Source organism: Kocuria sp. JC486 (genome assembly GCF_011602805.1).
Lineage (GTDB): Bacteria > Actinomycetota > Actinomycetes > Actinomycetales > Micrococcaceae > Kocuria > Kocuria soli.
This window is the reverse complement of sequence record NZ_JAAOZS010000051.1, coordinates 1-1,270: the sequence shown is the minus strand read 5'-3', so window position 1 is coordinate 1,270 and position 1,270 is coordinate 1. Positions and strand designations below refer to the sequence as shown.

The following is a 1,270-nucleotide window of genomic DNA, read 5'->3' as shown; positions in this document are numbered from 1 at the left end:
GGGACTGCCGCGTCGATAGGTGACATCTGATCTGGCTTGCCCGTAGGGCGGCCTGGAAGGATGTGCACCATGACCGCTCCCTACCCCCAGGAGTTCCGCGAGGACGTCGTGCGTGTGGCCCGGTCCCGTGAGGACGGCGTCACTCTCGCGCAGATCGCGAAGGACTTCGGCGTCCACGAGATGACGCTCCACAAATGGATCCGTCAAGCCGACATCGACGACGGCAACCGTCCCGGCAAGACTCGTGAGGACTCGACGGAACTGCGCGAGCTCCGCCGCCGGAACCGGTTGCTGGAGCAGGAGAACGAGGTCCTGCGCCGCGCAGCCGCCTACCTGTCGCAGGCGAACCTGCCGGGAAAAGGTTCTACCCGCTCGTGAGCGAGCTCGCCGCTGACAACGTTCCCGTCGCGGTGTCCCTGCGGGTCCTGAAGCTCTCCCGCCAGCCCTACTACCGCTGGCGGAAACAGCAGATCACCAGGGCCGAGCTCGTCGAGGCCTATCGTGCCAACGCCCTGTTGGACGCCCACCGCGACGATCCTGAGTTCGGCTACCGGTTCCTCGTCGGAGAAGCCGCCGAGGCCGGAGAGGAGATGTGCGAGCGGACCGCGTGGAAGATCTGCCGCGACAACCAGTGGTGGTCCGTGTTCGGGAAGAAGCGCGGCAAGAACGGAAAGCGCCCCGGTCCGCCGGTCCATGACGACCTTGTGAAGCGGGACTTCTCCGCCGATGACGCCAACGAACTGTGGCTCACCGACATCACCGAGCACTGGACCGACGAGGGCAAGCTCTACCTCTGCGCCATCAAGGACGTGTTCTCCGGCCGCATCGTCGGCTACTCGATCAGCGACCGGATGAAAGCACGGCTCGCGGTGAACGCCCTGGACAACGCTATTTCACGGCGTCGCGAGGCGGCCGGTTGCATCGTGCATTCGGACCGAGGATCTCAGTTCAGGTCACGGAAATTCGTGCACGCCCTGAACCGTTATCACCTCATCGGATCCATGGGCCAGGTCGGTGCCGCCGGCGACAACGCCGCGATGGAATCGTTCTTCTCGCTACTTCAGAAGAACGTCCTGGACCGCAAGCGCTGGCGAACCCGAGAGGAGCTTCGGATCGCGATCATCACCTGGATCGAACGCACTTACCACCGCCGTCGTCGGCAGGCCCGCCTGGGCCGGTTGACCCCCATCGAATACGAGACCATCATGAACCCGGCCGTGAGCCTCGCGGCCTGAAACCCGAACTGTCACCTGTTCGTGCGGCAGCCCCT

General features: G+C 64.7%; 1 protein-coding gene. It reads left to right on the top strand.

Translation table 11 applies throughout. The annotated features are described in order from the left end of the window. Positions 1-69: 69 nt before the first annotated feature. Positions 70-1,235 (top strand): IS3 family transposase gene (locus GWK18_RS12800; RefSeq protein ID WP_245193337.1). Its coding sequence is split into 2 segments (ribosomal slippage): positions 70-354 and positions 357-1,235, totalling 1,164 coding nucleotides; the frame shifts between segments, so codons are not numbered across the junction. The last annotated feature ends 35 nt before the right edge of the window (positions 1,236-1,270 follow it).